At 41.3% G+C, this 23789-nt stretch carries 22 protein-coding genes, 1 tRNA gene, 1 other RNA gene and 1 pseudogene; 13 read left to right on the top strand and 12 right to left on the bottom strand.

From position 1 onward, the window contains the following. Window positions 1-39: 39 nt before the first annotated feature. The 4 genes from F601_RS0105250 to F601_RS0105235 all read left to right on the top strand — a co-directional run bounded on the left by F601_RS0105250 (window position 40) and on the right by F601_RS0105235 (window position 4830). Window positions 40-2763, top strand: coding sequence for a family 78 glycoside hydrolase catalytic domain (locus tag F601_RS0105250; protein WP_018164619.1), 2724 nt, complete (start codon window positions 40-42; stop codon window positions 2761-2763). Window positions 2764-2788: 25 nt separating this feature from the next. Next, window positions 2789-2911, top strand: a complete 123-nt coding sequence (locus F601_RS13615) for a hypothetical protein (RefSeq protein WP_018164618.1) — start codon at window positions 2789-2791, stop codon at window positions 2909-2911. A 255-nt stretch (window positions 2912-3166) separates the two neighbouring features. Next, window positions 3167-3508, top strand: a complete 342-nt coding sequence (locus F601_RS0105240; protein ID WP_018164617.1) for a hypothetical protein — start codon at window positions 3167-3169, stop codon at window positions 3506-3508. A gap of 170 nt (window positions 3509-3678) precedes the next feature. Further along, window positions 3679-4830, top strand: a complete 1152-nt coding sequence (locus F601_RS0105235) for an iron-containing alcohol dehydrogenase (RefSeq protein ID WP_018164616.1) — start codon at window positions 3679-3681, stop codon at window positions 4828-4830. Between the two features lie 65 nt (window positions 4831-4895). Here F601_RS0105235 and F601_RS0105230 read toward each other — a convergent pair whose 3' ends face one another. From F601_RS0105230 to F601_RS0105220, 4 genes are all read right to left on the bottom strand, one after another. Then, window positions 4896-5846, bottom strand: a complete 951-nt coding sequence (locus tag F601_RS0105230; protein ID WP_018164615.1) for a helix-turn-helix domain-containing protein — start codon at window positions 5844-5846, stop codon at window positions 4896-4898. Window positions 5847-6077: 231 nt separating this feature from the next. Continuing rightward, window positions 6078-6150 (bottom strand) — tRNA-Lys (locus tag F601_RS0105225). After that, a non-coding RNA gene (gene ssrS, locus F601_RS12890) (6S RNA) lies at window positions 6150-6342 on the bottom strand. The genes F601_RS0105225 and ssrS overlap by 1 nt, the downstream gene beginning before the upstream one ends. A 91-nt stretch (window positions 6343-6433) precedes the next feature. Beyond that, window positions 6434-7702 (bottom strand): replication-associated recombination protein A, encoded by a 1269-nt coding sequence (locus F601_RS0105220; protein WP_018164614.1) that lies wholly within the window; start codon window positions 7700-7702, stop codon window positions 6434-6436. A gap of 115 nt (window positions 7703-7817) precedes the next feature. Between F601_RS0105220 and F601_RS0105215 the strand changes: the two genes are divergently transcribed. The 8 genes from F601_RS0105215 (at window position 7818) to F601_RS0105175 (ending at window position 16721) form a co-directional block, all read left to right on the top strand. Further along, a complete protein-coding gene (locus F601_RS0105215) occupies window positions 7818-8288 on the top strand; it encodes a DUF3013 family protein (RefSeq protein ID WP_018164613.1) in 471 nt (156 codons plus the stop codon). 1 nt (window position 8289) lies between these two features. Continuing rightward, on the top strand, window positions 8290-9180 hold the full coding sequence (locus F601_RS0105210) for a GIY-YIG nuclease family protein (protein WP_018164612.1): 891 nt from the start codon (window positions 8290-8292) through the stop codon (window positions 9178-9180). Window positions 9181-9444: 264 nt separating this feature from the next. Then, window positions 9445-10398: a 50S ribosomal protein L11 methyltransferase gene (prmA, locus tag F601_RS0105205; protein WP_026183116.1), complete on the top strand. Its 954-nt coding sequence runs from the start codon at window positions 9445-9447 to the stop codon at window positions 10396-10398. Further along, on the top strand, window positions 10399-11148 hold the full coding sequence (locus F601_RS0105200) for a 16S rRNA (uracil(1498)-N(3))-methyltransferase (protein ID WP_018164610.1): 750 nt from the start codon (window positions 10399-10401) through the stop codon (window positions 11146-11148). 209 nt (window positions 11149-11357) lie between these two features. Then, window positions 11358-12368, top strand: coding sequence for a LacI family DNA-binding transcriptional regulator (locus F601_RS0105195; protein ID WP_018164609.1), 1011 nt, complete (start codon window positions 11358-11360; stop codon window positions 12366-12368). A 141-nt stretch (window positions 12369-12509) separates the two neighbouring features. Then, window positions 12510-14696: a PTS transporter subunit IIBC gene (locus F601_RS0105185; protein ID WP_018164607.1), complete on the top strand. Its 2187-nt coding sequence runs from the start codon at window positions 12510-12512 to the stop codon at window positions 14694-14696. Between the two features lie 174 nt (window positions 14697-14870). After that, window positions 14871-15683: an endonuclease/exonuclease/phosphatase family protein gene (locus F601_RS0105180; protein WP_018164606.1), complete on the top strand. Its 813-nt coding sequence runs from the start codon at window positions 14871-14873 to the stop codon at window positions 15681-15683. Window positions 15684-15902: 219 nt separating this feature from the next. Next, window positions 15903-16721, top strand: a complete 819-nt coding sequence (locus tag F601_RS0105175; RefSeq protein ID WP_026183115.1) for an endonuclease/exonuclease/phosphatase family protein — start codon at window positions 15903-15905, stop codon at window positions 16719-16721. 328 nt (window positions 16722-17049) lie between these two features. On the opposite strand, the gene F601_RS0105170 is transcribed toward F601_RS0105175, so the two are convergent. The 8 genes from F601_RS0105170 to nrdI form a co-directional block, all read right to left on the bottom strand. Then, on the bottom strand, window positions 17050-17544 hold the full coding sequence (locus F601_RS0105170) for a kinase (protein ID WP_018164604.1): 495 nt from the start codon (window positions 17542-17544) through the stop codon (window positions 17050-17052). Beyond that, complete coding sequence (locus F601_RS0105165) at window positions 17526-18506, bottom strand: S66 family peptidase (protein WP_018164603.1); 981 nt, start codon at window positions 18504-18506, stop codon at window positions 17526-17528. The genes F601_RS0105170 and F601_RS0105165 overlap by 19 nt, the downstream gene beginning before the upstream one ends. Before the next feature lie 42 nt (window positions 18507-18548). Further along, window positions 18549-19136: a GDSL-type esterase/lipase family protein gene (locus F601_RS0105160; RefSeq protein WP_018164602.1), complete on the bottom strand. Its 588-nt coding sequence runs from the start codon at window positions 19134-19136 to the stop codon at window positions 18549-18551. Continuing rightward, complete coding sequence (locus tag F601_RS0105155; RefSeq protein WP_018164601.1) at window positions 19136-20170, bottom strand: M42 family metallopeptidase; 1035 nt, start codon at window positions 20168-20170, stop codon at window positions 19136-19138. Before F601_RS0105155 ends, F601_RS0105160 begins: the two co-directional genes overlap by 1 nt. Window positions 20171-20516: 346 nt before the next feature. After that, a complete protein-coding gene (panD, locus tag F601_RS0105150; RefSeq protein WP_425423680.1) occupies window positions 20517-20906 on the bottom strand; it encodes an aspartate 1-decarboxylase in 390 nt (129 codons plus the stop codon). Between the two features lie 24 nt (window positions 20907-20930). After that, window positions 20931-21773 (bottom strand): pantoate--beta-alanine ligase, encoded by an 843-nt coding sequence (gene panC / locus F601_RS0105145; protein ID WP_018164599.1) that lies wholly within the window; start codon window positions 21771-21773, stop codon window positions 20931-20933. Between the two features lie 21 nt (window positions 21774-21794). Next, the gene (gene panB, locus F601_RS0105140) at window positions 21795-22622 is read right to left on the bottom strand and encodes a 3-methyl-2-oxobutanoate hydroxymethyltransferase (RefSeq protein ID WP_018164598.1); all 828 of its coding nucleotides are present in this window, start codon (window positions 22620-22622) and stop codon (window positions 21795-21797) included. A 265-nt stretch (window positions 22623-22887) separates the two neighbouring features. Then, window positions 22888-23349, bottom strand: coding sequence for a class Ib ribonucleoside-diphosphate reductase assembly flavoprotein NrdI (gene nrdI / locus F601_RS0105135; protein ID WP_018164597.1), 462 nt, complete (start codon window positions 23347-23349; stop codon window positions 22888-22890). Window positions 23350-23606: 257 nt separating this feature from the next. On the opposite strand from nrdI, the pseudogene F601_RS12345 reads away from it, so the two are divergent. Further along, a pseudogene (locus F601_RS12345) lies at window positions 23607-23789 on the top strand (ISLre2 family transposase); the annotation flags it as partial.

The following is a 23789-nucleotide window of genomic DNA, read 5'->3' as shown; positions in this document are numbered from 1 at the left end:
AATCCTTGCTGTTTGTTTTTAAGAATAATGGAGAAATGTATGAAACTTTATGATATAACTATTGAATACCAGACAGAGCCTCTCGGTTTAGCTGTGAAACTCCCACGATTTTCATGGAAATTGGCTAGTGACCAAAATGACACTGTCCAAAAAGCCTACCAAGTTATTGTTTCAAATGGTGATTCACTTGTATGGGATAGCGGAAGAGTTGCGTCTGACCAGTCTATTCTAATTGAATATGCTGGCGCTGACTTAGAAGATGAGACAAACTATCAGGTCAAAATCACAGTTGAAGACAATCATGGGGAAATTGCAGAAGCAGTGACACAATTTACAACAGGTATTTCTGATCCTCAGAACTTTGTTGCAGAAATGATTGGCCATGATTTTGATGCAAGTGTGACAGCACCGCCTATTTTCAAAAAAGCCTTTAGCCTTGATAAGAAGGTGAAGAAAGCTATGGTCTATGTGACCAGCCAGGGTGTTTATGAATTGGAATTGAACGGTCAAAAGGTGGGGCAAGACTACCTTGCACCAGGCTGGACCTCTTACAATAAACGACTTCAGTATCAAATCTACGATGTGACGGAACAGTTATCAGAGTCTAATGAACTTGCTGTGACGGTCGGTCAAGGCTGGTATGCTGGCATCATGGGATTTGAGATGAAAAACCACCACTATGGTGACCATGTTGGAGCTTTTTTACAACTCAATGTCACTTATGAAGATGGTAGCAGAGAAAGCATTGCCACAGATGAAACTTGGTCTGTTGAGACGGGTGCTATTAAATCCAGCGAAATTTACCTAGGCGAAACCATTGACAGCTATCAACCTCAAATTCTAAAAGGTAATGTTCTTGTCTTGCCATTTGATAAAACAACTCTAGTGGCTCAAGAAAACGAACCCGTTCGCATTACAGAACGCCGTGAAGTTGTCGCAGACTTTATTGCACCAAATGGGGAGCGCTTGCTTGACTTCGGTCAAAACATGACTGGCTGGGTTGAGCTTAAGGTCAAGGGCAAAGCAGGTCAAAAATTGGTGGTTGAACATGCAGAAGTTCTTGATAAGGATGGTAATTTTTATAAGGAAACCTTGCGTCAGGCGGTTTCTGTTGATACCTATATCTGTGATGGGACTGAGCAAGTTTTCCGTCCTCACTTTACCTTCCATGGCTTCCGCTATATCAGAATTACTGGTTTTGAAGATGCTGATGCCAACTTTACAGCCTGTGTCCTTCATTCAGACATGAAGCAAACAGGAACTTTCACCACTTCAAATCCTAAGATTAATCAACTCCAGAGCAACATCCGCTGGGGACAGCGTGGCAACTTCTTAGATGTGCCGACAGATTGCCCGCAGCGTGATGAACGTTTAGGCTGGACAGGGGATGCCCAGGTCTTCTCTTGGACCGCTGCTTACAACTACAATGTAGCACCATTCTTCAGTAAATGGATGAAGGATGTGGCAGCCGATTCCTCTCTTGAAAAAGGGGTACCACACGTAGTTCCTGATATTCTAGGTTCCTACAGCTCATCTGCCTGGTCTGATGTGGCAGTTGTAGTGCCTTGGGTTGTCTATCAAGTTTACGGTGACCTTCGTGTTTTAGAAGATTCTTGGACAGTCATGCATGAATGGGTTGATTACATCACCAACCATGCCGAAGACAATGGCCTTTGGATGTCAGGTTTTCAATATGGTGACTGGCTGGCTTTGGATAAGGAAGAGAGTGCAGACCGTACAGGGGCTACAGACAAGTATTTGATTGCCAATGCCTACTATCTCTATGTGACAGACCTTGTCAGTCAAACAGCTCAGCTATTGGGCAAGGAAAAAGAAGCAGTGGCCTACAAAGAACTCTATGATAAGGTGCTAGCAGCTTTCCAAGATGAATACTACACCAAAACAGGCCGTATCGTTAGCGAAACACAGACAGGTGCTATTCTCTCACTATATTTCAATTTGGCAAGACCTGAGGACCGTGAGCGCATCCTCAAGACCTTGGTGACCAATATCGAAAATCATAAGAATCATTTGGCCACTGGCTTTGTGGGGACACCTTACATCAATCATGCCTTGTCAGAAAATGGTGCCCATGATGTGGCAGGAACACTTCTTATGCGTGAGGACTACCCATCCTGGCTCTATGCTGTTAATATGGGGGCAACCACCATTTGGGAACGCTGGAACTCTATTAAACCAGACGGAACCTTTGATGAGTCTGGTATGAATTCTCTTAACCACTATGCCTATGGTTCTATTGGTTACTGGCTCTATCGCAAGGTTGCGGGTATTAATCAAACATCTCCAGGTTATAAGACCTTTGCCATCAAGCCGCTTTTTGTCAAAGGGATGGATGAGGTGACAGCTACTTTGGAAACACCTTATGGAGAGATTTCAAGTCACTGGATTTGTCGAAATGGCCAAATTATCGTTGATGTGACAGTTCCAGCCAATACGACAGCCCAGCTTTATCTGCCAGAAAAAGAAGAAGTCATTACACTTGGTTCCGGACAGTATCATCATGAATATGAAACGACCACAGATTTAACCCTCCTACGCTTTAGTTTGGAAAGTACTTTCGGAGACATTCTGGAGCAACCATTAGCGGTGGCAATGTTTAACCAAATGGCACCAGGCATGCTTGACAATCCTATGATTGACATGGCTAGAGGCATGACCTTGGTTGAAGTCCTAGGTGCGGCACCTGAAGCAAGACCGCTCTATGAAGCAGTTATTGACCAGCTTAATAAGCAGGAGATTTAGGATATAAAATGCTGACGCAGAAGCTGTGAGCTTTACCGTGCCAGCAGATGCTAAATCAGGAGATAGCATCCACCTGATTTTAGAAGTTCAGAACAAAGTTGCACTTCCTTTAAAAACCTATCGTCGTGTCATCGTGACGGTAGACTAATACTCTTCGAAAATCAAAATGATACATCGTCAGTTTCGACTTGCCGTACCCTAGTACTGCCTTCGTCTCACTTCCTCGTCTGATTTTGATTTTCATTGAGTATAAAAACACTCCCTTGTGTCTCAGGATATTACCTAAAAACAAGGGAGTGTTTTATAATGTCTGAAAAGAGTCAGCTAGATTCCATTTTTCCTTGCAATTATCCTTCAAACTGTTACAATCAAGCTAGAATAATCAGGATTAGTGAGGTGTTGAATGTTTGAAAGTAAGAGAGCTAACTTGACTGCAGATGATTATGGGGGAGTAGAGCTTATCTGGGACCCAATAAGCCAAGAACTTGTTGGATTTGACCAAGATTCCTTTGATAGTTTAAAAGCTCAGCTATCCAAAAAAGCAAAGGGAACACTGGCTCGTAAACAAATCTACAGTGCAGAGGATTTGGCAAGATATTCTAGCAAACAAATCCTGAATTTTCCTGGTTTTTCTTCAAAGGAACTTGAACTGATAAAGCACCTAGAGATACGAATCAAATCACAAAAAACTCAAGATGAAAGAATACAGTGTAAACTGGTTAATGAAAATGAGCTTCCATTTTAAAAGGAAATTTAGGAAGATTATTTAATCTTTTTTTACCTGTATTTTTGATCCAAAATGTAATAGAATTTGATATTGTGATTAAATGAGCAAATGATAAAATAACATTGTAAACGATTTCTAAAAATCTATAAAATGGGCTTTGCCCCAATATGAAGAAAGGACTTATTCCTATGTCAGTATTTTATGTTCCTGCAGTCAACCTTATTGGTCGTGGCGTTGTTAATGAAATTGGTGGTCACATCAAAGAATTGGGCTACAAAAAAGCTCTTTTGGTAACAGACCACTTTATTGCGTCAAGTGATATCTTGACTAAAGTTGTTGCCCCTCTTGATGCAGAAGGTATTGATTATGTTGTCTTTAAAGATGTTGAGCCTAATCCAACTTGTAAAAATGTCTATGATGGTTTGGCTGTCTTGAAGGATAATGACTGTGATTTCATCATCTCAGTTGGTGGTGGTTCACCTCAAGATGCTGCTAGCTGTATTTCAGTCATGGCAACAAATGATGTAACTCCGCAAGAACTTGAAGGCCTTCACAAATCAGCAAACAAAGGTCTGCCAGTTGTTGCTATCAATACAACCGCAGGTACTTCAGCTGAAATCACTATTAACTACGTTATCACAGATGAAGAACGTAAGGTCAAAATGGTTATGGTAGACAAGAACAGTCTTGCTCTCATGTCCGTTAATGACCCTGAACTCATGTTGTCTAAACCAGCAGATCTTACTGCAGCAACTGGTATGGATGCATTGACCCACGCTATTGAAGCCTTGGTAACACCAGGTGCCTACGACGTTACTAAAAAATTGTCAATTGGCGCTATTGAACTCATCAAAGAATACCTTCCACGTGCGGTAGCAAATGGCCAGGACATCGAAGCCCGTGAAGCTATGGTAAATGCTATTTTCCTTGGCGGTATGGCCTTTAATAATGCAGGGCTTGGTTATGTGCACTCAATGGCTCACCAACTTGGAGCAGTTTATAAATTGCCACATGGTGTCTGCTGTGCTATGATTCTCCCAATTGTTGAAAAAGAAAATGCCAAACGCGTACCAGCAGCCTTCCGTAATGTTGCCAAAGCTCTTGGCTTACATGTAGAAGATAAATCTGACCAAGAATGCGCTGATTACGCCATCGCTGAAATCGAAAAACTGTCTGAAACAGTTGGTATTCCTAAGAAATTGACTGAACTTGATATCAAGGAAGAAGAATTTGACTTCGAATACCTTTCTAAAAACGCTTTGATTGATGCCTGTGCACCAGGTAACCCATTCATGCCAACACTTGAAGAAACCATTGCCTTCTATAAAGAACTTTTCTAAAAAAATTTTTTGCTGAAATGATTGAAGCCACCTAGAATTTCCTTGGTGGCTTTTAGTAATATCTATTATTTTCTTTCTTCACGAGGTGAGTGACCAAAGTGTTCACGATACTTGTCGTAGAAATAGGTTTTGTTTGAGAAGCCAACCTCAAGTGCAATCTCGTAGATTGGCATACGGGTTGATTGGAGCAATAGCTGAGCTTTCATCAATTTTCTTTGTGTGATTAACTGAGTAAATGTTTTACCAGATTGCTCTTTAATCAAATTGCTGAGATAGTTTTTATTGAAATTGAGCCTATCTGCCAGTGAAGATAGTGAAAGTGTTTGAAATTCTTCATCTATCAATCGGAGTACTTGCAAATAAGGTGTTTCCTCTAAGTTAATCTTCTTACTTGTACTAATAGATTCCATTGAACGTGCCAATTCATAAAATAGAATTGGTAGATATTGACTGATAATCTGTTGAGAAAAATCACGTGGAATGAAATATTCAGTCATCATCTGTTTTATGATAGTCTGAACATGAGTATTATTCTTTGTAGGTAAAATCAAGTAATTATTTAGATGGTGTTCGGTCGAATTAGCTAGAAGTAGCTGATAAAGTAAACTATTCTGTCCTTGTAATCGAGAAAGCCAATCAAGGGAGACACTGTTATTTTGAAAGAGGATATTGATTAGAATATCATTCTTTCCAAGAGCAGAGATAGCTTGTCGACTACCTGCATCCATTAAAAGAATATCACCTTCATGTAAATCATACTCTTTCCCGTTAATCATTTGGTGACAACTTCCTTTGTACATATAGTTGAGTTCCAAAAATTGGTGAGAGTGTTCAGGGTAGTCGGCATAACGACTATGCTTTGAGATATGGATATCCTTATTATCAAAGAAGAGCCGGGAAGGTAATTGCATGACTCCATTTTGGATTTCAGTATCACTGACATCAGGAATGAAGCCTGCAACGCGTTGTAAACGTTCATGCTCAGTTTCAGTCATTAAAAATTGATCAAGGTCCATATAGCCTCCTAACTTCCAAAAAACACTAGTATTTAAGATTATAATCTGTAAATATGATACATTACATATTCTATCATAAAATGTAAATGTTGTGATTCTTCAGTAGTGATAGTATGAGGGTCACTATAATATTACTAAAATAAAATGATGATTAGTTAGATGTTCTATAGATATCAATTCAATTCCAACAAAAAAACGTTGATTGCTATCAACGTTTTTTAGGTAAAACAATCCTCCCTGTAGGACTCGAACCTACGACCCATGGATTAAGAGTCCACTGCTCTACCAACTGAGCTAAGAGAGGAGGAAGCTGTATTGGCACCGGTGATTCACGTTTTGTATTGAACCCGCGCAATTAAGCAGGTGGGCAACTCGCTTCATCTTAGTTGCTTCCGGGTGTAACGGCATGCATACTGATGAAAGACTTTTGTTTCCCGAAAATACAAAAAAATAGTCGGTCAACACATTGATGTGAATTCGTATGCCACAGCAATTTATCTATGTACTTATGATACCACTTTTTAGAAAAATTTCAAGGGGGAAAGTGAATTTTCTGTAAACGTTTGCGCCTGACAACTGTTAAGATATTATTGTGAAAGCTTGTCAATTCGGTCTTTATTAGCTCCTAAAGCTCGCTCATATTTTCCAGTTTCATTAGGTTGGAAGTAGTTTTTACCGACCAATTTATCTGGCAGGTATTGCTGTTTAACCCATTTCTCAGGATAAGCATGAGGGTATTTATAGTCTTGAGCATTGCCAAGCTCCTTGCTTCCTGCATAGTGGCCGTCTCGTAGGTGACGAGGGATAGGAAGATTACCACTCTTATGAAGGTCAGCGATAGCTTTGTCCATAGCCTCATAAGCGGAATTGGACTTGGGTGAGAGCGCTAAATCAATGACAACATTGGCAATCAGGATACGGGCTTCAGGAAAGCCAATCTGTTTGGCGGCCTCAAGGGCAGTCACGGTGTGAATCTGGGCTTCGGGGTTAGCAAGGCCAATATCCTCATAGGCAATGACAGTCAGACGGCGAGCCAGACTAGGCAGGTCTCCAGCTTCAATCAGCCTAGCAGCATAGTGAAGGCTGGCGTTAACATCAGATCCGCGAATGGATTTCTGTAGGGCGGACAGGACATCATAGTGGCCATCACCGTCCTTATCCATGGTAATATAGCTGCGCTGGAGGCTATTTTCGACGATGTCTAAACTGATGTGGCGGCTGCCGTCCTGGTCTGCCTGAGTAGACATGACTGCTAAATCAAGAGAGTTAAAGGCAGACCTGAGGTCTCCGTTGGTAGCTGTCGCAATGAAATCCAATGCTTTGTCATCTAGTTTGACCTCAAAATCAAAACCGCGCTCTTTATCAGAAAGAGCAGTGCTGATGGCTTTTTTGACATCTTCATTAGAGAGGGGCTCCAGTTCAAAAATTTGCACCCGGCTTCTGATGGCAGGTGTCACAGAGAAAAAAGGATTCTCTGTTGTTGCCCCTATCATACTGATATTTCCATTTTCTAAGAGAGGCAGGAGAAAGTCTTGTTTGGTTTTGTCTAGGCGGTGGATTTCATCCAGGAGAAGAACTAAACCGCCGGAAAACTTAGCTTCCTCGGCAATTTCTTGCAGCCGCTTCTTACTGTCAGTAGTGGCGTTGAAGGTTCTAAAGGCATACTTAGTCGTCCCTGCGATAGCGCTAGCGATTGAGGTCTTCCCGATTCCGGGAGGACCGTAGAGAATCATAGAAGAGAGCATGTTGGCCTCAACCATGCGGCGGATAATTTTTCCCTGACCAACCAGGTGCTGCTGACCAATAACCTGGTCAATCGTTTTGGGGCGCATACGAAGCGCGAGATTATTTTGCATGAATTTTCTCCGAGTAGTGGGTATAGTTAAATATTAGTCCTGGAATAGTTGGGAGTCTTTCATCCCAAGTATGGTATAATAATTGTATCACAAAATGAAGATTGGAAGAAAAGAGATGGCTAAATTTGGCTTTTTATCAGTGCTTGAAGAAGAAATGGACAAACATTTTACATTTGACTATGCAATGGATTGGGACAAGAAAAACCATGCTGTGGAAGTGACATTTGTCCTTGAGGCCCAAAATGCCGCTAACATCGAGACCGTTGATGCCAGCGGAGAAGTGAGTAAAGAAGACATCATTTTTGAAGATTATGTTCTTTTTTACAATCCTGCCAAGTCAAAATTTGACAAGGAAGATTACTTGCTGACCATCCCTTATGAGCCTAAGAAAGGCTTGTCACGTGAGTTCTTGGCCTACTTTGCTGAGACGCTTAACCAAGTAGCAACTCAAGGATTAGATGCCCTCATGGATTTCCTTACCGACGAAAATGCCCTAGACTTCGGCTTGACTTGGGATGACGAAGCTTTTGAAAATGGCAGAGCGGAATTGAAAGAAAGTGAGTTTTTTGCCTATCCGAGGTATTGAGATGGGGAAAAGAGGCAAAAATATCAATATCTTTCTCATGGATGGCGATGTTACAGGCAAGATAAAGTGCACTCTTTCCAACTGGACAGGTGTGATTTATAAAATTCCTAGAATTCAGCTGGCGGACTTAAAAACACGTCTTGAAATGAAACAGAGCGGTATATATTTCTTGTTTGGTCATGATGAGGACAAGCAACAAGACACAGTCTATATCGGGCAAGCAACAACGAGAAAAAATGGCGAAGGCGTCTTATTGCGTGTGCAGGAGCACACTCGGGACAACCACGCAGATTATTTTAACGATGTGATTATTTTGACTACGCAAAATAATTCCTTTGGACCAACGGAAATCAGCTATCTGGAAAATCAATTTACCCAGTTGGCACAGGATGCCAATCGATTTTTGGTGCGAAATGGGAATGAGCCCAATTCTGGAAATGTGACGGAAGAAAAGCAGTCTGAGTTGGATGAGGTGGTTGAAAACACAAAAATCATCATTGGGTCGCTGGGGTATCGCTTGTTCATCCCGCGGGTGAGTAGTGAGATGGTAGAACAGATTGATGCGGAGCAGATCTTTACACTGAAGCGAAAGATTAAGCGGACAGGGCGTGAAATCACAGCAACTTGTAAACAGACGACAGAAGGATTTGTTGTGCTCAAAGGGAGCATGATTGAGACGGAGGACGGTAAAGTCATTCCAGAAGTCATTCAAACCTTGCGAAATGAATTACAAGACAAAGGTATCATTCAAGATGGAGTCTTGTGTGAAAATCAATTTTTCAACAGCCCGTCTTATGCTGCCTCGTTCGTATTGGGGAGGAATACTAATGGACGAACGGATTGGAAAGATGAGCAGGGGCGTACGCTGAAAGAAATAGAAGATGAGTTGTGAGAGTTGGTATATGGGAGGTATCACTTTTTCTACTCAACACAATATTATTTGAAAGAAAGGAGAGTTCAGTTACAGAGCCAAACTGAACCTGGGCTAAATACTAGGAACTCCTTTGAAACAATTATAGAAAGGAAAATTCAGTTAGCCTATCTAACTGAACCCGCCCTAAATCCTGTGCAAAAATGATGCCTCTTTCAAGGCCAAATGGCCTTGTTCAGAGTCCTTATTTTTGCTGTGGCTTTTACGGGCTTGGTAACTTATATTATGAATTCATGGCAAGAATTAACCATTCACGTTCATCGTGATGCAGAAGAGGCTGTTTCAAATCTCTTGATTGAAACAGGCAGTCAGGGGGTTGCAATCAGTGACTCTGCTGACTATATCGGTCAAGAGGACCGTTTTGGGGAGCTTTACCCTGATGTGGAGCAGTCTGAAATGGTTGCCATTACGGCTTACTATCCAGATACTATGGACATTGAGGCAGTCAAGGCAGATTTGGCTAGTCGCTTGTCTGAACTGACAGGTTTCGGATTGGAGACAGGGGATATTTCTCTGGAAAGTCAAGAGTTGGTTGAAGAAGACTGGGCTGACAATTGGAAGAAATACTATGAACCAGCTCGTATCACCCATGACCTGACCATCGTGCCATCTTGGACCGATTATGAGGCTGGTCCTGCTGAGAAAATCATCAAGCTGGACCCAGGTATGGCCTTCGGTACAGGGACTCACCCAACAACTAAGATGAGTCTTTTCGCTTTAGAACAAGTCTTGCGCGGCGGTGAAACCGTCATCGATGTGGGGACAGGGTCAGGTGTCCTTTCCATCGCAAGCTCTCTTCTTGGTGCCAAGGAGATTTTCGCTTATGATTTGGATGATGTAGCAGTGCGCGTGGCTAAAGAGAACATCGATATGAACCCTAATATGGACAATATCCATGTGGCAGCCGGCGATCTTCTCAAGGGTGTTGATATCCAGGCTGATGTTATTGTCGCTAATATTTTGGCGGATATCCTGGTCAATTTGACAGCGGATGCTTACCGTCTGGTCAAGGACGAGGGCTATCTGATCATGAGTGGCATCATTTCTGAGAAGTGGGACATGGTGCGTGAGAGCGCTGAGAAGGCAGGCTTTTTCCTTGAGACCCACATGGTTCAGGGCGAGTGGAACGCCTGTGTGTTCAAGAAAACCGACGATATTTCAGGCGTGATTGGAGGATAGATGCAGCAGTATTTTGTAAATGGCAGAGCTGAAAATCCTGTGACTATCACCGACAAGGACACGGTCAAGCACATGTTTAACGTCATGCGCTTGGCTGAAGAGGACGAAGTCGTGCTGGTTTTTGACGACGGTATCAAACGCCTAGCGTGCGTGACAGACAGCGCAGCCCATTCTTTGAAAATCATCGAAGAACTAGACGATAATGTCGAAATGCCAGTTCAGGTGACCATCGCGTCAGGTTTTCCTAAAGGTGATAAGCTGGACTTGGTCACTCAAAAGGCAACAGAACTTGGTGCTCATGCCATTTGGGCCTTCCCAGCAGACTGGTCAGTGGTCAAATGGGACGGCAAAAAATTGGCTAAAAAGGAAGATAAATTAGCTAAGATTGCTTTGGGAGCAGCCGAGCAATCCAAACGCAATCTGGTTCCTGAGGTCAAACTCTTTGAGTCAAAACGTGATTTTCTAGCGACCGTGGCAGACTTCGAGAAGGTCTTCATTGCCTATGAAGAGACAGCTAAGGCTGGAGAACTGGCGACTCTAGCGCGTGAGTTGGCTGACTTAGAGAGAGGACAAAAGATTCTTTTCATCTTCGGACCAGAAGGTGGCATTTCGCCTAAGGAAATTGAAGCCTTTGAAGAAGCTGGCGGAATTAAAGTTGGCTTGGGACCGCGCATCATGCGAACAGAAACAGCACCATTTTATGCTCTTAGCGCTGTCAGCTATGCGACTGAAATGAATAAAATGCTTTAAACCTAGTCTCCTGCTAGGTTTTTTGGTTTCAAGAAAAAGTCAAAAACTACCTACAGACATGTCTTGTCTGAATTTGATTTTTTTGAGCATTAAACAACCAAACTCTCTATGAAGAGCTAATTGAGACAGGCGTATTGTCTTATTTTTTCTTGACAGGGTTCTTGAAAATGACTATTCTAGATATAAGAATGAATGTGTGAGGGAATACGATGGCAACCATAAAAGATGTGGCAAAATTAGCTGGGGTATCGGCCTCGACAGCCTCCCGAGCTTTACACGATAGTAATATGATTAGTGAAGCAACTAAAGAGCGGGTACGCAAGGCAATGGCAGAGCTTGATTATTCACCTAACTATGCTGCACAAAATTTAGTTAATCGAAAAACTAATACTGTGGGGATTGTTCTACCTGTCCGTGAAAATCAGGATTCACTTGGAAACAATCCCTTCTTCATGCAGATTATTCAGGGAATTTCAAGCATCTGTAGTGAGAATGATTACATGGTAAGTCTAGCGACCGGGCGTTCAAATGAAGAATTACAAAAAAATGTTCAGACTTTGATCCGAAGTGGCAATATTGATAAACTGATTTTCCTTTATTCTAAGAAGGGAGACCCCGTCTTTGACTATGTCAAACAACAGAAAGTATCTTGTGTGGTTGTTGGACAAGCATATGATGCTCCAACGGCTCATATTCAGTATGTGGATAACAACAACTTCCAAGCAGGCTATGATGCAGCAGTATTTTTAGGGCAGAAGGGTTATCATAATATAGTTTATGCCTACACTGATCTTGAAGAGCTGGTCCAAGCTGAGCGTTATGAAGGCTACCAGTCTTACATTAACCAGCAGGGCCTCAGGGACCATCATTTAGGCTTATCTCGTGTAGATAACCGAGCTAATTTGGAGAAATTGCAGAGCTTTTTAGCCAAAAATCCAGAAATTGAGGCCTTTATCGCTTGTGATGATATTCAGGCCATCCGTCTGCAGCGCCTTTTCAAAGAAGCTGACATTGCTAATAATCGTTATGCTCTTCTGGGTTTCAACAATTCTTTGATAACAGAGATCGCTAACCCATCACTAACATCAGTTGATATTTTCCCACAAGAACTTGGAGAAGAGGCCGCGAATCTCTTACTTAAGAAGATTCTACAAGAGTCGCAAACTCTAATTATTCCTCACCAAATTATCGAAAGAGAATCAACAGCGAGTATTAAATGAATCTAAATCTTCAGTTTACCCTGAAGATTTTTTTAAAAAAAGTTTACGGAAACGTTTGCATTATTGAAAAAATGTGCTATAATAAATTCATAAAGATAGCGCAAACGTTTGCGCAACTGATAAAACTAAAGGAGTTGTCTAATGAAAAAGGCATTTAAAAATTTGACTAGTTTCGAATTTTGGCAAAAATTCGGGAAATGTTTGATGGTGGTTATCGCCGTTATGCCAGCAGCTGGGTTGATGGTATCTATCGGAAATTCTATTCCACTCATCAATCCTAATTCAGAGCTTTTGGCTACTATTGGTAACGTTGTAGCTCAAATTGGTTGGGCTGTTATCGGTAATCTTCATCTATTATTTGCTTTGGCTATTGGTGGTAGTTGGGCTAAAGAACGTGCTGGCGGTGCGTTTGCAGCTGGTTTATCATTTATCTTGATTAACCGTATCACAGGTGGTATCTATGGGATTTCAAGTGATATGTTAGCAGATTCAACAGCTGTTGTAAAAAGCTTCCTAGGTACTGAGATGGTAGTTGCAGACTACTTCACTAGTGTTCTTGAATATCCTGCACTAAACATGGGTGTCTTTGTTGGTATCATCGCTGGTTTTGTTGGTGCAACTGCTTATAATAAATACTACAACTATCGTAAACTTCCTGACGTATTGTCATTCTTTAACGGAAAACGTTTTGTACCATTTGTTGTTATTACACGCTCTGCTATTGTTGCGATTGTTCTTGCCCTCTTCTGGCCTGTCATTCAATCAGGTATCAATGGTTTTGGTAAATGGATTGCAACATCTCAAGATACTGCGCCAGTTTTGGCGCCATTCTTGTATGGTACTTTGGAACGTTTGCTCTTGCCATTTGGTTTGCACCATATGTTGACCATTCCAATGAACTACACAGCTCTTGGTGGTACTTATGATGTTATGACAGGGGCAGCAGCAGGCAGTCAAGTATTTGGACAAGACCCACTATGGTTAGCTTGGGTAACTGATATCATTAATCTTAAAGGTGCAGGTGACACTTCTGCAGCAGCAGATCTTTTCGCTTCTGTTACACCAGCTCGTTTCAAAGTTGGTCAAATGATTGGTGCTACTGGTATCCTTATGGGAGTTGCCCTTGCAATGTACCGTAATGTCGATGCTGATAAAAAGAAAAAATACAAAATGATGTTCGTTTCTGCAGCAGCAGCTGTATTCCTTACGGGGGTTACAGAACCACTTGAATATATGTTCATGTTTGCTGCAATGCCACTCTATGTTGTTTACGCACTTGTTCAAGGTTGTGCCTTTGCTATGGCTGACTTTGTACACCTTCGTGTTCACTCATTTGGTAATATTGAATTGCTCACTCGTACACCAATGGCTATCAAAGCAGGACTTGGTGGAGATCTTATCAACTTTATCTGGGTATCTGTTCTCTTCGGAGTTATCATGTACTTCATCTCTGACTTCATGATTAAGAAATTAAACCTTGCAACAGCAGGTCGCAATGGTAACTATGATGCCGATATGTTGGAAGAATCAGCTGACGCTCCTGCAGCAAGTGAGGTTGATGCCGATACTCAAGTTGTCCAAATCATTAATCTTCTTGGCGGACGCAGCAACATTGAAGACGTTGACGCTTGTATGACACGCCTTCGCGTGACTGTTAAAGACGCTAATCAAGTGGGTTCAGAAGATAATTGGAAAAAAGCAGGTGCTATGGGGCTTATTGTCAAAGGCTCAGGTGTTCAAGCTGTCTATGGACCTAAAGCTGATATCTTGAAATCTGATATTCAAGACTTGCTCGACTCTGGTGCTGCAATCCCAAGTGTTGACTTCTCAGCTGTTGATGATAGCAAAGCTGCAACAGATAACTTTAAAGGTGTGACTGAAGACGTTCTTTCAGTTGCTGATGGTCAAGTCATCGACCTTGCAGATGTTAAAGATCCTGTCTTTGCTCAAAAAATGATGGGTGATGGTTTCGCTGTAGAACCTGAAAATGGCACTATTGTAGCTCCTGTTTCAGGTCTTGTAACTGGCGTATTCCCAACTAAGCATGCTTATGGTTTATTGACTGATAAGGGATTGGAAGTTTTGGTTCACGTTGGATTGGACACTGTAGCTCTAAATGGTGTGCCATTCTCAGTTAAGGTGACTGAAGGTCAACGTGTTGAGGCAGGGGATGTCTTGGCAGTTGCAGACCTAGCAGCCATCAAATCAGCTGACCGTGAAACAACAATCGTTGTTGTCTTCACAAATACAGCAGAAATCAAATCTGTTTCATTGGAAGCAAAAGGCAATCTTGCTGCAAAAGCTCCTGTTGCTAAAGTTGAACTCTAATGAGATAATATAAAGAGAACTACAGAGGAGTTGGGATTTCCCAACTCCTTATCTGTTAATAGTCGAAGAAAAGCAACATCAGACTAGATCCTGTAAGCTTGATCAAACCCTGATAGGCTAATCTTCATCTTGGTAATACTCTTCGAAAACAACTAGAGAGAAGGAAAGAAATAGATGATTAAATGTTTGACTCTTAATACGCATTCTTGGCTTGAGGATGCTCCATTGGACAAGCTTGAGGCTATTACAGCTCAGATTATTGAAGGATCTTATGACTTGATTTGTCTGCAGGAAATTAATCAGCTCATAGCATCACCCCTTGCGGATAAGCTAGGTTCTTATGTAGAGATTCCTGAAACGCCCCCAATTCATGAGGACAATTTTGCCCTTAAACTGGTCCAACTTCTTGAAAAGCAGGGCCAGACCTATTACTGGTCTTGGGCTTACAATCACATTGGTTACGACAAATACCATGAAGGCGTAGCTTTATTATCCAAAACTCCTATAAAACCCGATGGAATCCTAGTTTCGGAGATGGATGATGAAACGGACTACCACACGCGCAGGGTCCTTGTGGCAGAGACTTTGGTCAATGGCAGAGCAGTGACCGTGGTTAGTCTTCATCTTTCTTGGTTCGGCAAGGGATTTGAAGGAGAGTGGAGCAAGCTTGAGGCTGCGCTTTTAGATAGAGATGGTTCTCTGGTTTTGATGGGGGATTTTAACAATCCAAGTCATGAGCAGGGCTATCAAATGATTTTATCTAGCCCATTGGAGTTGCAAGATAGCCACCAAGTTGCAGACCTTGTTTCTGGTGATTATACGATCAAAGCTGACATCGATGGTTGGGATGGTAATGAGAAGAATCTGAAAGTTGATCATGTTTTTACCAGCAAGGATGTTAATCTTGTAAGTTCTCAGGTTATTTTTGATGGGAAAGCTAGTCCTGTTGTGAGTGACCACTACGGCTTAACTGTGACATGGAATTAAAAGGTTTGTTCATCTTATTTTCATGAATGGATAATATGAGGAAGTCTTTTAAGTGAAACAGTTTATCACGAAGGCCAATGCAATGTTTAAGAAATGAAAAATGTAATTGTCTGCCTGAAAATACTTTACAAATGATTCAGAAATGCTAGAATAAATATAAATAGCAAGCGATTACAATGCTTTGCTTATCATAGATTTCTCGATTTAGGATGATAAAAGATGACCGCTAAATTTTTAACTTTAAATACCCATTCTTGGAGAGAAGTGAATGCTCTCAAAAAATTATTTGACTTAGGCGAACATATCTTGGAAGAAAAATGTGATGTGATTTGCTTGCAAGAAATTAATCAAGGTATCGGCAGTGAGCTGGCCCAGGTTGCCTCAAATTACCAAGAGCTCCCAAACTCACCGGCACTAACAAAAGATAATTTTGCTCTGCAATTAGTTCAATATTTGAAAACTCAAGGGAAGACCTATTATTGGACATGGGCTTATAATCATATCGGCTACGATAGGTATCATGAAGGGATTGCGATTTTATCTAAGAGCCCCATTCAAGCAAGAGATGTCCATATTTCAGAGACAGATGATGAAACAAACTTTAATACACGCCGTGCTATTCTTGCTGAGACTGAGGTTGATGGCAAATCTGTCACAGTGGTTGGTGTCCACATGTCTTGGCTTGGAAAAGGATTTGAGACGGAATGGCCCCGATTGGAGGATGCACTCCGTGATGCAAAAACACCAATTGTATTGATGGGAGCCTTTAATAATCCAACCGATGACGTTGGTTATCAGATGATTTTGGATAGCCCATTAAATCTTCAAGACAGCCATGCCGTAGCGGAAAAGGTGAAAGGACGGCATACTATTATAGAGGATATTGATGGCTGGGAAGATAATAAGCAGTCTCTCAAGGTTGACCATATCTTTGCTACTCAGGATGTCCATATCTTATCTTCAAAAGTAGCTCTTGATGGAGGTACAGCTCCCGTTGTGAGTGACCACTATGGACTAGAAGTTGAGCTTGATTTTTGAGTTCTATCCCCTAAAGAATATTATAAATAAGATGAACCTGCACTCGGATTGAGGAAGGTTCATCTTATTTTATGTGTAGAACTTATCGTTCAGAGAGGATTCTAATACTCTTCGAAAATCAAAATGATAGATTGTTAAGCCTCTTTGCCTACCATTAGATATGCCTGCGTCGGCTTGCCTCCTCTAATTTTGATGTTCATTGAGTATAAGACAACTATAATAGAGCTGAATGAAGAGCTTTCAGACAAGGAACTGAGCTGGGTCTTAGGAAACATCTTGCACTCAGCCGAGGGTAGAGCAAGACGAAAGTGACGATGTATCAACAAATTCAAACGGCTATATCATTTATAATTCTTTCCAGATTATTCTCTAAGCTCGCATCAGCGTATATTTTTTTCTCGTGAATTTGATCAAGATAGTCTTTCTCATTCCACCAACGTTTGAGGGCATCTGCCCCAAACTCTTTAGACTTTTCTCTGCTAGCATGGCGTATAAGCGTATCTTCAAAACTAAGATCGTAGTAGTAAGCAAAAACATTTTGCCCATAAAGTTCCAAGATAGTCTTCCAAACGGGCTCATACCAATCTGAGCGAAGAATACCTTCTAGGATGACGTATTGACAATTTTTATACCCATAAGTTAGAAGATTTTGTAAAAGTGGAATAGTCGGTGTATCGAAGCCATCATGTGCTATAAGCATATGGCGTCTAAGCTCATCTTGACTAAGGAGTAAAGTATTTTCGCCTAACTCAGCCTGTAGTGCCTTAGCCAAAGTAGTTTTACCTGATGCGGAATTTCCACGAATCAAAATGAGTTTTGACATTTTTCCATCCTTTCCACCAATATCCTCATTTCCTTTGTATTTATGCTAGCTTGTCCACCGATAGCTACTGTGAATAGGGGCTGGGTGTGGGCAAAGTCTAAGTCATAGAGAACTGGAATGGTCTTGAGGATGGGGTGCTTGTCTAAGATAAAGTGTAGGACTTCTTCAGTCATCTGACATTCTTTTGGAAAACGTCCTATGAGCAGGGCTTTTGGATTGGGATAGACTTGCAGGAGGGCTGCTAGCTGACGGGCTGTGTGTTCGGGCGGGTAACCTTCCGCCTCCTCAATAAGGAGGATATAGTCACTTTCCTGAGGAGCATAGTCTGTACCTGATAGGAGAGAAAAAGTAGATAAGTTACCTCCGATTAAAGTACCGCTAGCTCTGCCATTAGCATAAACCTTCCAAGCCGTAGGCTTAAACTGTCGAGGAGAGTCAGGGATAAACCAGGCATCGCTAGACCATTCTTTACTTGGCAGGAGCTTATAAGAAGGCCAGCTCAGTGCCTCAAGCCACATCTTGGTCTGGTAGTCTTGACCCAGATTCATTTTAAAGCTGGAATATGCTGGTCCCATAAAGGTCTGGAGTCCAGTTTTAGCGTAGATGGCGTTGAGAAAAGCTGTCGAATCAGAGTAGCCGCAGATAAGTTTGGGGTGTTGTCTTATCAAATCGTAATCCAGGTAAGGAAGGAGCTCGTTTGAGTTAAAACCACCAATGGTAGCCAGAATGAGATCCACGGAATCATCAAGGAAAGCCTCATGAAAATCAGCCACACGACTTGCAATTGAAGTGGAGCCAAAAGCATCTGCAGCTTGTAAATAATTTTTTGAGAAAGTTACTTTAAAACCAAGTGCTTCTAGTCTTTCTTTAGCAGCTAGATTTGCTTCAAAACCACCAATCCTATGAATGGAGTCTGAGGGGCTTATGACACGAATGTGGTCACCTTTTTGTAAGAGTTTCATGGATTCTCCTTTTCATTGCAATCGTGAGGTGTTTCGGATTTTCTAGAATGACTTTTCTTCTTCTGACTTGATGACTTTTACCATTTCTTTGGCTAAGAGCTTGTAGGTCAGACTTCCAAAGTGCAGGCCATCGTCTAGGATTCCCTTGGTCAGTTCTTCAAGGGGATAGCCACTGTTTTGGAAACAATCTTGGAGTGAAATAAAGTGCGTTCCATAGTCTTGGCTGACTTTTGCTAGGACCTCGGTATATTTTGCGACCAAGTAGTTGCTGCGGTAGGCCTGCTTGCTTTCGTCAACTGGTGGTGGAGAGATAAGACAAATGCCTTGGCTGGGATAGGTTTCTTTGAGTAGCTTGACAATCGCTTTGAGGTTCTCCCAGTATTCTCCCAGAAAGACTTGCTTATGTTGTGCCAAATCATTAGCGCCAATGAAGACAAAGACCCAGTCAGAGGGGGTTAGAATCTGCTTTTGTAAGATTTTGAGTAAGTCAAAGCTATTGTCGCCAGAGACAGCTTTGTTATCAATCTGAACTAGGGGCAAAAGGTTTTTGAGGGCGACATTGATGTGGGGCTCTGCCATTCCCTCAAAACGGGCAAAGAGAGAGTCCCCCAAGAGGAGAGCTGAATGCATTAGAGGACCGCGCTCTTGAGGTAGGCGTCAACCAGGCGTTCAGTCGCTTCCACAGAATCGGTGTGGGTGCGCTCGTAAGAGTGGCTAGACTCGATGCCGGCACCAAGAAGGGCGTGCTTAACTTCAGCCCCAGCACGCATAGCAGCAGATGCATCAGATCCATAGTAAGGGTAGATGTCTAATTTATAAGGAATATTGTTGGCTTGGCAGAGGGCTACCATGTGCTGGCGAAGGTCATAGTGGTAAGGGCCAGAACCGTCCTTGACGCAGATTGAAACGGTGTATTCATCAGTGGCTTGGTCATCCCCCATAGCTCCCATGTCAACGGCTAGATATTCCACGGCCTTTAGATGAAGGCTTGAGTTAGCCCCGTGACCAACCTCCTCAAAGGCAGAGAAGTAGAAGTGAGTGGTATGTGGCAGCTCAACTCCTTCTTCCTTGTAGGTTTTGAGGAGTTTTAGGAGAATGGCTGCGCTGACCTTGTCATCCAAGTGGCGGTATTTGATGAAGCCTGACTCAGTCACGACAACGCGAGGGTCAAAGGAAATAAAATCTCCAACTTCAATGCCAAGGGCGCGTGTTTCATCAGCTGTCGTCACTTTTTCGTCCAAACGGACTTCCATATTAGCTTGATTACGTTCAGCAGTTCCTGCGTCTTTGTAAACATGGACAGAAGTCTGATGAATGAGAATAGTCCCTGAAATTTCTTTACCATTTTTGGCAAGGTGAACCGTACAGTTTTCACCTTCGATGGCATTGTAAACAAAACCACCGACCAAATCCATTTTAAGGCGGCCATCTGCTTTGATGGCACGAACCATAGCACCAAGAGTATCTAAGTGAGCTGTTACAATACGGTGCTTGCCATCATCTTGGCCTTGAACAGAAACCATTAGCCCGCCTTTATTAGTACGAACAGGTGTATAACCAAAAGATTCTAGCTCATTTTGGACATAGTCCATGATTTTACCAGTAAAACCAGTTGGTGAAGGAATATTAGTTAATCTTGTAATGTAATCTACGGTTGTTTTCATAATTGCTCCAATCTAAAATATCATCATTCCATTATATCAGAAAAAAATCTTATTGTGCTGGTAGTAAAAAGTTGAGTTTAAATTATTATTAAATCGGAAATTTTTTAAAGTAAGTTCCACTTTCCTTTCCAAACTGGAAGTTAGGTGAGAAGGATTTAAATGGGGAAAGTTATACTCTTTTAAAATCAAAATGATCCATCGTCAGTTTCGACTTGCCCTACCTAATACTGCCTTCGTCTCGTTTTCTCGTCTAATTTTGATTTTATTTAAGTATTAGTCTGATAAGTTATCATTTTTCTTTTATTTGAAAAAGCAATCAGAAAATTTTCTAGATTGCTTTGCTTTATTATTTATTGACCTCTAGGTCATACAAACTCCCTGCTTTTTCGTAGCGAGTGAGGCGTGAGATTTGATTTTTTTCATTGACGAAGACGACGTGAGGTTTATGACTTTTAGCTTCTTCAGGAGTTAAATCAGCATAAGACATAATGATGATATGATCACCAAGGTTGACCAGTTTAGCAGCAGCGCCATTTAGACAAATTTCCCCTTTGCCAGGCTCACCCGCTATAATGTAAGTTTCTAGACGGTTTCCAGTTTCAACATCGGCAATCTGAACTTTTTCATATTCTAGCATACCAGCAGCTTCAAAAAGGACAGGGTCCACAGTGATACTGCCGATGTAATCGACCTCCGCTCCAGTAACAACAGCGCGATGAATTTTTGATTTTAGCATTTGAATGTGCACGATTAGACTCCCTTATTCGTAAATATGATTATCAATTAAACGTGTTTTACCAATGTAGACAGCGATAGCATTCAACACAGGTCTATCAATTAAACCTACAGGTTCAAGTGTTTTCCAATCAACAAATTCAACATAGTCAATCTTTGCCAGAGGTTCATTTTCGATATGTTTGGTCATTGCCAAGGTCAACTTCCCTGTGTCTCTCTCGCCTTCATTAATCATCTTTTGGGCAATAGCTAAGCTTTGAGAGAGGACGAGTGCAGCCTTTCGTTCATCTTTTGAGAGGTAAGAATTACGTGAACTCTTAGCAAGACCGTCAGCTTCGCGTACAATTGGACAACCTACAATTTCAAGATTGAAATTTAAATCCTCGACCATATGTCTGATTACCGCTAATTGCTGGGCATCTTTTTGGCCAAAGTAGGCTTTATTGGGTTCAACGATGTTGAAGAGTTTTCCAACAACAGTACAGACTCCTTGGAAGTGACTAGGACGAGTTTTTCCACAAAGTCCTCCAGTTAGAGTGGACATGTTAATGAAGCTTGAAAAAGTTGGTGAGTACATTTGGCTAGGATCTGGATGGAAAATGAGACTAGCGCCAGCTGTTTGGCAAAGTTCAGAATCTTTTTCAAGATCTCTGGGATAAGTCTCTAAATCTTCAGCTGGTCCAAATTGAATAGGATTGACAAAAATACTGACAACAACATGGTCGTTTTCGGCAACGGCTCTGTCAATCAAACTTTTATGTCCCTCATGCAAATACCCCATGGTTGGAACGAGACCAATGGTTTTACCTTCAGCTTTCCAAGTTCTTACAGCTTGGCGGACTTCTTCAACAGTACGAACAATTTTCATGTATTTGCTGCCTCTTTCTACTTAATAAAGTTTATCAATGATGCTGTCATCAATCTGATATTGATTTTCTGGACCAGGGAAGATCTGTTGGTCAACGTCATCAATAAAGTTTTTGACAGCTTGATCGATAAGTGTGGCAATGTTTGCGTAGCGCTTAACAAATTTTGGAGTGAAATCTGAAAAGAGTCCTAACAAATCAGCATAGACCAGCACCTGACCATCTGTTTGATTTCCTGCCCCGATTCCGATAGTTGGAATATCTAGTGTTTGGGTAATCAATTTGGCTAGTTTGGCTGGAATGGCCTCGAGAACTAGGGCAAATGCACCAGCATCCTGAACAGCTTTAGCATCCTCAAGGAGTTGTTTAGCGGCCATTTCAGTCTTACCTTGGACTTTAAAACCACCGAGGGCATTAATGTGTTGTGGTGTTAAGCCCAGGTGAGCACAAACAGGTATGCCAGCAGCGACCATGGCTTCGATTTGTGGACAAATATTTTTACCACCTTCGAGTTTGACAGCTTGGCAATGCGTTTCTTTCATCAAACGCCCTGCATTCTCTAAAGCCTGTTCAACAGAAATTTGATAAGACATAAAGGGCATGTCTACGATAACTAAAGCATTTTTTGCCCCACGGCACACAGCTTTACCATGATGAATCATGTCTTCCATGGTTACTGAAATAGTATCTTCATAGCCTAGGATGACATTTCCAAGCGAATCACCAACAAGAATGCTATTGACACCGGTACTGTCGATTAGTTTTGCTGTTGAGTAGTCATAGGCGGTTAACATCGTTAATTTTTTACCGTCAATTTTAGCCTTTTGAAAGCTTAATACGGTATTTTTCATGAGAATCTCCTTCTACTAAAAACAGAAAAGGCTTTCAGAATAAAACATATTTAGCTACCATTATAGCAAAAGGTCAGAAAATTACAAATATAAACTGTATAAAAATAAGGGATTAGAACAGATTTTTTTAAAGAGCCTGCTTTAGTCTGATATCAAAAGACTTCATTAGTCTACTGCTTTTAGACATTCTTCAAAGAATTTTAAAAAGACTCAACTTTCGTTTAGTCTTTTTAGTATAAATATAAAATTATGAGATAGTTTACCTTTATCTTTGAGCTGTAAATTCTTCTTGTGCTTTTAGGATGATAGCTGCTAGGCGCTCGATATCACTAATGGTACCACGAAGTTCGAAATCTCCTAGCATTGGAAAGCCAAAACGTTGGCTATATTGTTTGGCAGTTAGACAATATTGATTGTTGAAGTTACGGTTACCTGAGCCAATTATCCCAAAACAGTTTTTGTAATTATCGTGAGCAGAAATAAAATCTCCCAAAGGATTGGTAAGAATTTCGATATCGCCATGATCAATTCCATTTCCCCCTTCAAGGTAAGTAGGCAAGATAGCTACGAATGGCTCATCAACTGGGAAAGTTTCGTGATTAAGATCTTTAATGTTAATTTGGCGCGTGTCAATGTTATGATTCAATTTGAGATAGTCACTCAAACGTTTGACGAAGCTCAGTGTATTGCCACTGAGGCTGATAAAAGCAACAGTTAAGTTGGACATATATTTCTCCTAAAACTAGATATCGTATTGTTAAGGATAGTTTAGCACAATATATGGGACCAAACAAGGCAAAACCACCCCAGTCAATGAGATACTGAAGTGGTTTATTGAATTTTGCTAAAAGTTGAGAAATTCTAGCTAAAATCTATCTATTGTTAGTGTAAAATAATACTCGGAAAAACGTTTACATGTTTTCAAAATAAAAAAAGTCCTATATCCTAGGAAATGACGAAATAACCCAAAAGGATATAGAACCTATGACTATTGTAACAAAGATTGGAAAAATTTTAAAGACTAGTAAACATTTATCTGAGTTAGAAACAGAAATAATGAGTTTGATGAGTAAGGTCTTTACAGAGAGTTTGGCTCATTGCTTAGAACGCTTAGATAAGGAACTTATTTCAGACTACCATAAGGATGGCTGGGAGATTGATAGAATT

Origin of the sequence: Streptococcus henryi DSM 19005, from assembly GCF_000376985.1 — a bacterium.
GTDB lineage: Bacteria > Bacillota > Bacilli > Lactobacillales > Streptococcaceae > Streptococcus > Streptococcus henryi.
This window is presented reverse-complemented; position numbering and strand designations above follow the sequence as displayed.

Excerpts from the sequence above, each read along its gene's own strand:
- F601_RS0105155 (WP_018164601.1), bottom strand. The coding sequence starts at position 20,170 with ATGAAAACAACCGTAGATTACATTACAAGATTAACTAATATTCCTTCA.
- panD (WP_425423680.1), bottom strand. The coding sequence starts at position 20,906 with ATGCTAAAATCAAAAATTCATCGCGCTGTTGTTACTGGAGCGGAGGTC.
- nrdI (WP_018164597.1), bottom strand. The coding sequence starts at position 23,349 with ATGTCCAACTTAACTGTTGCTTTTATCAGCCTCAGTGGCAATACACTG.
- panC (WP_018164599.1), bottom strand. The coding sequence starts at position 21,773 with ATGAAAATTGTTCGTACTGTTGAAGAAGTCCGCCAAGCTGTAAGAACT.
- F601_RS0105250 (WP_018164619.1), top strand. The coding sequence starts at position 40 with ATGAAACTTTATGATATAACTATTGAATACCAGACAGAGCCTCTCGGT.
- F601_RS0105200 (WP_018164610.1), top strand. The coding sequence starts at position 10,399 with ATGCAGCAGTATTTTGTAAATGGCAGAGCTGAAAATCCTGTGACTATC.
- F601_RS0105210 (WP_018164612.1), top strand. The coding sequence starts at position 8,290 with ATGGGGAAAAGAGGCAAAAATATCAATATCTTTCTCATGGATGGCGAT.
- panB (WP_018164598.1), bottom strand. The coding sequence starts at position 22,622 with ATGAAAAATACCGTATTAAGCTTTCAAAAGGCTAAAATTGACGGTAAA.
- F601_RS0105240 (WP_018164617.1), top strand. The coding sequence starts at position 3,167 with ATGTTTGAAAGTAAGAGAGCTAACTTGACTGCAGATGATTATGGGGGA.
- F601_RS0105220 (WP_018164614.1), bottom strand. The coding sequence starts at position 7,702 with ATGCAAAATAATCTCGCGCTTCGTATGCGCCCCAAAACGATTGACCAG.
- F601_RS0105160 (WP_018164602.1), bottom strand. The coding sequence starts at position 19,136 with ATGCATTCAGCTCTCCTCTTGGGGGACTCTCTCTTTGCCCGTTTTGAG.
- F601_RS0105235 (WP_018164616.1), top strand. The coding sequence starts at position 3,679 with ATGTCAGTATTTTATGTTCCTGCAGTCAACCTTATTGGTCGTGGCGTT.
- prmA (WP_026183116.1), top strand. The coding sequence starts at position 9,445 with ATGAATTCATGGCAAGAATTAACCATTCACGTTCATCGTGATGCAGAA.
- F601_RS0105185 (WP_018164607.1), top strand. The coding sequence starts at position 12,510 with ATGAAAAAGGCATTTAAAAATTTGACTAGTTTCGAATTTTGGCAAAAA.
- F601_RS0105215 (WP_018164613.1), top strand. The coding sequence starts at position 7,818 with ATGGCTAAATTTGGCTTTTTATCAGTGCTTGAAGAAGAAATGGACAAA.
- F601_RS0105175 (WP_026183115.1), top strand. The coding sequence starts at position 15,903 with ATGACCGCTAAATTTTTAACTTTAAATACCCATTCTTGGAGAGAAGTG.
- F601_RS0105170 (WP_018164604.1), bottom strand. The coding sequence starts at position 17,544 with ATGTCAAAACTCATTTTGATTCGTGGAAATTCCGCATCAGGTAAAACT.
- F601_RS0105230 (WP_018164615.1), bottom strand. The coding sequence starts at position 5,846 with ATGGACCTTGATCAATTTTTAATGACTGAAACTGAGCATGAACGTTTA.
- F601_RS0105165 (WP_018164603.1), bottom strand. The coding sequence starts at position 18,506 with ATGAAACTCTTACAAAAAGGTGACCACATTCGTGTCATAAGCCCCTCA.
- F601_RS0105180 (WP_018164606.1), top strand. The coding sequence starts at position 14,871 with ATGATTAAATGTTTGACTCTTAATACGCATTCTTGGCTTGAGGATGCT.
- F601_RS0105195 (WP_018164609.1), top strand. The coding sequence starts at position 11,358 with ATGGCAACCATAAAAGATGTGGCAAAATTAGCTGGGGTATCGGCCTCG.